This is a genomic window from Streptomyces sp. NPDC059851, assembly GCF_042732005.1.
Taxonomy (GTDB): domain Bacteria; phylum Actinomycetota; class Actinomycetes; order Streptomycetales; family Streptomycetaceae; genus Streptomyces.
In genome coordinates this window covers 1-6,980 of the sequence record NZ_JBHWJJ010000231.1, presented here as the reverse complement: position 1 = coordinate 6,980, position 6,980 = coordinate 1, and the positions used below count along the sequence as shown (strand labels likewise).

Genomic DNA, 6,980 nt, shown 5'->3' with positions numbered 1-6,980 from the left:
ACCGGGGAGCGGGCCCTCGCGGGGCGCGCCTGCTGGGTAGGGCGCGGCCGCGGACCGGGAGGGTGCAAGGATCTTCCGCATGCGAAGCGGGCGGGTATGGCAGGTGGGGATCGGCTGCGCGGTGCTCGCGGCCCTGCTGACGGCGCTGGTGGCGGCCCGGTGGCGGCCGGTCCTGCGCCTCGACGTGCTGGTAGCGCGGGATCTGCACGCGAGTGCCGTCGCCCGTCCCGGGGTCACCGAACTGATGCGCGTGCTCAGCGACTGGGTGTGGGACCCCTGGACGATGCGGGCACTGGCGGTCCTGGCCTGCGTATGGCTGTGGCGGCGCGGCGACCGGCAGCGCGCCGCAAGGGTCGCGGTGGTCACGGTGGCCGCGGCGGTCGTGTCGCAGGGGATGAAGGCGCTGGTGGGCCGGGACCGGCCGCTGTGGCCGGACCCGGTGGACGCGGCGCACTTCGCGGCCTTCCCCTCGGGCCACGCCATGACGGCGGCGGCGGTGTGCGGGATGTTGCTGTGGCTGCTTCCGCCGGCCGGTCCGAAGGCCTGGGTGCGGGGGGCGTGGGTGCTGGCCGTCGTCTCGGTGATCGGGGTCGGCTTCACCCGGATCTACTTGGGCGTGCACTGGCCCTCTGACGTGCTGGCGGGCTGGCTGTTGGGGACGGCCCTGGCGGCGCTGGTGATCGCCTGGCCGGGGCGGCGGAATCGGCCGAAAGCCGTCGCGCGCTGAGCTGCGGGCGTGCCTGCCCTGCGCGATCCCCCGCGTCGCGCAGAGCAGCCCTCCCCGTGCGCTGAGTATATTGGCTGGAAGCCAGTCAACGCAGGAGTAAGCATGTCCCCGCGCAGCGCATCGGTCAATGAAGAATTGCGCAGACGTTCCCGGGAGCGGCTGCTCCAGGCCACGGTCGAACTCGTGGCCGAGCGCGGCTACGAGGCCACGACCCTCGGCGACATCGCCGACCGCGCGGGCACGGCCCGCGGGCTCGTCTCCTACTACTTCCCGGGCAAGCGGCAGCTGCTCCAGTCGGCGGTGCACCGGCTGATGCACCGAACCCTGGAGGCGGCTCTGGAGCGGGAGCCGCGCACCGACGACGGCCGCGAGCGGCTGGCCCGCGCCATCGACGCCGTGCTGGGGCTGGCGCGGGACGAGCCGCTGTTGATGCGGACGCACATGGCGGGCATCCTGCAGGCCGAGGGGTTCGTGCAGTGCCCGGAGCAGCAGCGGCTGGCAGCACTGCTCCGGGACACCGTGGCGCGGTACGGCTCGGCGGACGTGGACACCGACTACCCGCTGCTGCGGGCCCTGCTGATGGGTGCGGTGGTGGCGGTGCTGCTGCCGGGCGCGCCGATGCCGTCGGCGCGGCTGAGGGCCGAGATGTTCCAGCGGTACGGGCTGGACTGGGAGCTGGGTGTTCCGCCCGGGGGCGGCCCGCCGGAGGGTCGGCGGCTCCCTCCGGTGTGAGCCGCCGACCGGGCTACGGGGCCGGAGCCGGGGATCCGGGTTGGTGGTCGGGGATCCGCTGGGTGAAGAAGAGGGCGAGTACGGTCGTGAGGGAGAGGACGGCGAGTGCGGCGCGCAGGCCGTCGAGGCGTGCCTCGGTGTTCGCGTCCATCGCGGCCCGGGCGACCTCGGGACTGGTGCCGGCCTCGTCCAGTGCGCTCCGGAGGTCGGCGTCGGACACGAAGGCCGCACCGCCTTCGAGTTGGACGGCGGCCTGGGCGGCGACCTGGTCCGGGACCGCCGGGTTCTCGTCGATGGCGGTCAGGAACGAGGTCGTGAGCGTGGCGATCAGGATCGATCCGGCGAGTGCCGTGCCGATGGAGGCGCCGAGGTTGGTGACGGCGTTCTGTACCCCGCCGATCTCAGCGGTCCGCTCGTCCGGCACTGCGGAGACGGTGACCGCGCCGAGCTGGGAGGCGAGCGCCCCCATTCCGAGCCCGATCAGCAGGAGCGGCACCGTCACCACGTCCGCGCCCGCGTCCTCGTCGAGCGCGACGAGCAGCACCACCGCTCCGGCGAGCAGGGCGAGGAGGCCGAGGCGGACCACCCGGCGCGGCGAGATCCGGGGGAGCAGCTTGGGGATCAGGATCGCAGCGGCGAGCAGGGACAGGGACAGCGGCAGGAGCCGCGCGCCGGTCTGGAGGGCGGACAGGCCGAGGGCGACGGACAGGTAGAGCGGGACGAGGAAGAACACGCCCATCTGTACGAGGTACTGGAAGAAGAACATCGTCAGGCCGCCGGTGAGCTGCCGGTTGTCGAACAGGGCGGGGTCCAGGAGCGGTTCCCACCCGCGTTCGACGAGGTGGGCCTCCCAGTGCAGGAAGATCCTCGTCAGGAGCAGACCGGCCAGGACGAGCCAGGCGGTGAGTGAGATCCCCAGCCAGGCGGGCGCGTCGGCCTTCGGGACGAACCAGCCCCATGCGCTGGACCGCAGGACGCCGTAGACGAGGGTGCCGAGGCCGAGCGCGGACAGGAGGGCGCCGGTGAAGTCGATCCGGGACCGTGCTTCGGACGGCGCGTCGGCGACGCGACGGGCGAAGAACAGGATGACGAGCACGAGGACGACCTCGCCGGCGAAGACCCAGCGCCAGGAGAAGTACGTGGTCGCCACGCCGCCGACGAGCGGCCCGACGGCGATCGCGACGGCGCCGGCGGCGGCCACGATCCCGTAGGCCGCGGGACGGCGGTCGGCGGTGAAGTTGCCCGCGACCAGCGCGACGATCGCGGGCAGGATCAGCGCGGCTCCGACCCCTTCGAGGAAGGACCATCCGATCAGCAGCACGGTGAGGTTGGGGGCGAGCGAGGTCGTCAGGGATCCGCAGCCGTAGATGAGGCAGCCGATCATGAAGGCGCGCTTGCGGCCGATGAGCACGCCGATCTTGCCGCCGGGGATCATGCACATGGCCATGACCAGGGTGTAGGCGGTGATCGCACCCTGGATCCCCGTCACGGTGGTCCCCACGTCCTCGGCAACCGAAGCGATCGAGACGTTCATGACGGAGCTGTCCAGCGCCATCAGGAACTGTCCCGAGGCGAAGGTCAGCAGCACGACCCCGGGCTTCGCCGCACTGGCGGCGGCCTCGGTGCTGGATGCCATGGGCGCATCCTGCCCGCAGGCCGCCGGGGCGGGCCCCTCGACCCGCCCCGGTGTCAGCCGGTTGGCGTCAGCGGTACTCGGGCTGGGTCTGGACGTTGAGCCGGTCCAGCCGTACCCACTTGGCGCTCTCGGTGCGCCAGTCGTCGATCCGGAGCACGTCGAGGCCCTTGGCGATGTCGTTCGAGTAGATGTGCCCGTTGTAGTAGTACGCCGACCAGGAGCCGCCGATCGACAGGGAGCCGGGGGCGAGCGGGCCGCGTTCGAAGTAAGCGATCTCCTTGGGCCGGGCGGAGTCGGTGAAGTCCCACACGGAGACGCCGCCCTGGTACCAGGCCTGGACCATGATGTCGCGGCCGAGGGCGGGGACCAGGGAGCCGTTGTGGGCGACGCAGTTCTCGGTGTCGGCCTGGTGGCGCGGGATCTTGAAGTAGCTGCGGAAGACGAGCTTGCGCTGGTCGCCGCTGCCGGTGATGTCGTAGATGCCGTCGGCTCCCCGGTTCGGGCCGGTGGCCTCGTTGCAGGTGGCACCGCCACCGCCGCCGAGCTCGTCGGTGAACACCACCTTGTCGGCCCTCTGGTTGAAGGTCGCCGAGTGCCAGAACGCGAAGTTCACGTTGTCCTGCACCCGGTCGATGACCCGCGGCCGCTCGGGGTCGGCGATGTCGAAGAGGATGCCGTCGCCCATGCAGGCGCCTGCGGCCAACTTCTTCGAGGGCAGCACGGTGATGTCGTGGCAGCCCGTGGTCTTGGAGACGCCGGGGTTGGTGGGAGCGCCCGGGTTGCCGCCGTCCGGGAAGAGGACGGGGAAGGCGACGACGGCCGCCCGGGTGGGCGCCTTGCGCGGGACCTTGATCACGGAGATGCCGTCGTGCGGGGGCCGGCAGTCCGGGAACGCCTCGTTCGGCGAGTACGAGGCGACGTAGACGTAGACGTCCGGGCCGCTCGGGACCAGCGTGTGGGTGTGCGAACCGCAGGCGGTCTCGACGGACTTGATGTACTTCGGGTGCTTCTTGTCCTTGATGTCGAAGATCTTGACGCCCTCCCACGAGGACTTCTCCGTGGCGGGCTGCGACACGCTGTTGCAGGAGTCGTCGCTGCGGGAGGAGTCGGTGGAGAGGAAGAGCAGGTCGTCGTGGACGGAGATGTCGTTCTGGCCGCCGGGGCAGAGCACCGTACTGACGGTCTTCGGCGCCTTGGGGTCGGCGATGTCGTAGATCGTGAAGCCGTTGTAGTTGCCTGCGTAGGCGTACCGGCCCTGGAAGGCCAGGTCGGAGTTGACCGCGTCCGGGAACGAGCTGGGGATGTTGGTCAGCGGCTTGATGTTGCCGCTGTGCACGACCTGGTCCTGGCCCGGGATCTCGCCGGGGGCCGGTTCGCGGCCGGTGGCGGGGGACGAGCTGCCCGGGAAGTCGCCCCCGGGCCGTAACTCGCCCGGGTCGGGGGTGGCGGATGCCGGCCCGGCGGACAGGAACGTCGCGAGCAGTCCGGCCGCGACGGCGAGCACCGCCGGGGCCCGCCGGCCGGCGCGCCATCTGCGGGGCAGCCCGCTGGTGTGTTGCGAGGTCACTGTGGCCTCCCATGAGGTCCGGTCGATTCCGCTCCGGCTGGGAACGGAATGAGGACTCCCGCAGTATGGTCCTCGGCATGGACATGGCAAAGGGGTTACCCGGTCGAATCATCCGGGCGGTCGCCGCCGCGGGAGTCCTGATCGCCCTCGCCGGCTGCCGGGGCGGCCCCGACGAGAGCAGCCGGGCCGACGGACCCGCCGTCATCGCCCCCGGCCGCCCGGGCGAGAAGGCCCGCACCCTCTCCCCCGACGAAGCCGCCCGGAGCCGGCCGGACGACAGCCCCAACGCGGCCGACCGCTCCTACGTACGGCGCATGGTCGAACACCACCGCCAGGCCCTCGACATGACCGCCCTCGCCCCGACCCGCGCCTCCGCCGACGGGGTCAAACGGCTCGCCGAACGGATCGCGGCCGCCCAGCAGCCCGAGATCGCCGTCATGCAGGCGTGGCTGGCCCGGCACCCGGCTCCCGCCCGCACCGCGGGCGGCCACGACGGCCACGGCGGCGACCACCACAGCGCCATGCCGGGCATGGCGACCGAGCAGCAGATGAAGGAACTGGCCGGGGCCCGGGGGGCCGACTTCGACGCGCTCTTCCTCACCCTGATGACCGCCCACCACGAAGGCGCCCTGAAGATGGCCGGAGAGGCCCTCGCCGGCGGCAACAACACGGCCGTCGAGGAGATGGCCAACGAGGTCGTGGCCACCCAGAGCGCCGAGATCCACCGAATGCGCGCGATGGGCTGACGCCCGCCCCGCCCGGTGCCATCCTGGAGACCCCGCGGGAGGGAGTACCGCCGTGCTTCGTGTCGCCGTCGTCGGTTCGGGCCCGAGCGGGGTCTACGCCGCCCAGACCCTGGTCCAGCAGCGTGAGGTGCCGGGAGTGCGCGTCGACGTACTCGACCGGCTGCCGGCCCCGTACGGGCTCGTGCGGTACGGCGTGGCCCCCGACCACGAGAAGATCAAATCGCTCCAGGGCAACCTGCGCACGGTCCTGGAGGACGAGCGGATCCGCTTCCTCGGCAACGTCGAGGTCGGCGGGGCGCAGCTGCCCACCGGGCGGATGCTGGACCTGTACCACGCGGTGGTGTACTGCGTGGGCGCGGCGCGCGACCGACTGCTCGGCATCCCCGGCGAGGAACTGGCCGGGGTACGTTCGGCGACGGCCTTCGTGGCCTGGTACAGCGGGCACCCGGATGCGGCCGGCGAGGGCTTCGACCTGTCCGGGGTCCACTCGGCGGTGGTCGTCGGAGCGGGCAACGTGGCCGTGGACGTGACCCGAATGCTGGCCCGCGGCGAACCGGAGCTGGCGCCCACCGACATGCCGCAGCCGGCGCTCGGCGTGCTCGCGGAGAGCGGGGTGCGCACGGTGTCGATGGTGGCCCGGCGCGGCCCCTCGCAGGGCAAGTTCACCACCAAGGAGCTGCGGGAGCTGGGCACCCTGCCCGGCGTGGCGGTCCGGCTGGACCCGGCCGAGCTCGCGATCGACCCCGCGTACGCGGGCGGCCCGGCAGCTGCCGCCGCACTGCCCGCGGTGGCCCGGCGCAACCTGGAGGTGCTGCGGGGCTGGGCCGAGCAGGACCCCGGTCCCGCCGACGACGCGGGGCGGCGGATCATGCTCCGGTTCCACCTGCGCCCGGTCGAGGTCCTCGGCGGGCCCGAGGGCAGGGTCACCGCGGTGCGCTTCGAGCGGACCGCCCCGGACGGCCGCGGCGGGGTGACCGGAACGGGCGTGTACGAGGACGTCGAGGCGCAGCTGGTGCTGCGCTCGGTGGGCTACCAGGGCGTTCCGCTGCCCGGCCTGCCCTTCGACCCGGCCACCGCCACGGTCCCGCACGCGGCGGGCCGGGTGGTGCGCGCCGGCCGGGCCTCGACCGGCGAGTACGTGGCCGGCTGGATCAAGCGCGGCCCGACCGGGGTGATCGGCACCAACCGGCCCTGCGCGAAGGAGACCGCCTCCTCCCTGCTCCAGGACGCGGGAGCACTGGCCCGGCGGGACCTTCCGGACGACCCGTTGGAGGCGCTCCGGGCTGCCGGGCTGCGTCCGGTGGAGTGGCCGGGGTGGCTGGCCATCGAGGCGGCCGAGGCCGAGCTGGGGCGTTCGCTGGGCCGGCACTCGGTGAAGATCCCCGACTGGGCCGGGCTGCTGGGTGCGGCGGCCGCCGGGGCGGGCGCGGCGGGCTGATCCGCCCGAATCGGCGTGCCGGGGGACGGCAGCGGGCGGGCGGCTGACCCCGCGGCGTCGGCACGCCCGGAGCGGTGCGCCGGTGCATCTGCGCACCGCGGTCCCGTGGACCCGCCCGACCGGTCCCCCCGCGC

Annotated in this window: 6 protein-coding genes; 4 read left to right on the top strand and 2 right to left on the bottom strand. The window is 73.1% G+C overall.

From position 1 onward, the window contains the following. Nucleotides 1-79 precede the first annotated feature (79 nt). Nucleotides 80-727 (top strand): phosphatase PAP2 family protein, encoded by a 648-nt coding sequence (locus tag ACFV7Q_RS37890; RefSeq protein ID WP_385435496.1) that lies wholly within the window; start codon nucleotides 80-82, stop codon nucleotides 725-727. Nucleotides 728-829: 102 nt separating this feature from the next. After that, nucleotides 830-1,459, top strand: a complete 630-nt coding sequence (locus tag ACFV7Q_RS37885; RefSeq protein WP_385435495.1) for a TetR/AcrR family transcriptional regulator — start codon at nucleotides 830-832, stop codon at nucleotides 1,457-1,459. 13 nt (nucleotides 1,460-1,472) lie between these two features. Here the strand turns inward: ACFV7Q_RS37885 and ACFV7Q_RS37880 are convergent, their stop codons facing one another. Next, nucleotides 1,473-3,095 (bottom strand): MFS transporter, encoded by a 1,623-nt coding sequence (locus ACFV7Q_RS37880; RefSeq protein WP_385435494.1) that lies wholly within the window; start codon nucleotides 3,093-3,095, stop codon nucleotides 1,473-1,475. 67 nt (nucleotides 3,096-3,162) lie between these two features. Then, nucleotides 3,163-4,662 carry an LVIVD repeat-containing protein gene (locus tag ACFV7Q_RS37875; protein WP_385435493.1) on the bottom strand — a complete coding sequence of 500 codons (1,500 nt, stop codon included), beginning with the start codon at nucleotides 4,660-4,662 and terminating at the stop codon, nucleotides 3,163-3,165. A 77-nt stretch (nucleotides 4,663-4,739) separates the two neighbouring features. Between ACFV7Q_RS37875 and ACFV7Q_RS37870 the strand changes: the two genes are divergently transcribed. Together ACFV7Q_RS37870 and ACFV7Q_RS37865 are read left to right on the top strand one after the other, a co-directional pair. After that, nucleotides 4,740-5,408, top strand: a complete 669-nt coding sequence (locus tag ACFV7Q_RS37870; protein WP_385435492.1) for a DUF305 domain-containing protein — start codon at nucleotides 4,740-4,742, stop codon at nucleotides 5,406-5,408. Between the two features lie 52 nt (nucleotides 5,409-5,460). Further along, on the top strand, nucleotides 5,461-6,846 hold the full coding sequence (locus ACFV7Q_RS37865; RefSeq protein WP_385435491.1) for an FAD-dependent oxidoreductase: 1,386 nt from the start codon (nucleotides 5,461-5,463) through the stop codon (nucleotides 6,844-6,846). The last annotated feature ends 134 nt before the right edge of the window (nucleotides 6,847-6,980 follow it).

What these genes read in the sequence shown, in the direction of transcription:
- ACFV7Q_RS37870 (WP_385435492.1), top strand. Translation starts at nt 4,740, where the DNA reads ATGGACATGGCAAAGGGGTTACCCGGTCGAATCATCCGGGCGGTCGCC.
- ACFV7Q_RS37885 (WP_385435495.1), top strand. Translation starts at nt 830, where the DNA reads ATGTCCCCGCGCAGCGCATCGGTCAATGAAGAATTGCGCAGACGTTCC.
- ACFV7Q_RS37880 (WP_385435494.1), bottom strand. Translation starts at nt 3,095, where the DNA reads ATGGCATCCAGCACCGAGGCCGCCGCCAGTGCGGCGAAGCCCGGGGTC.
- ACFV7Q_RS37890 (WP_385435496.1), top strand. Translation starts at nt 80, where the DNA reads ATGCGAAGCGGGCGGGTATGGCAGGTGGGGATCGGCTGCGCGGTGCTC.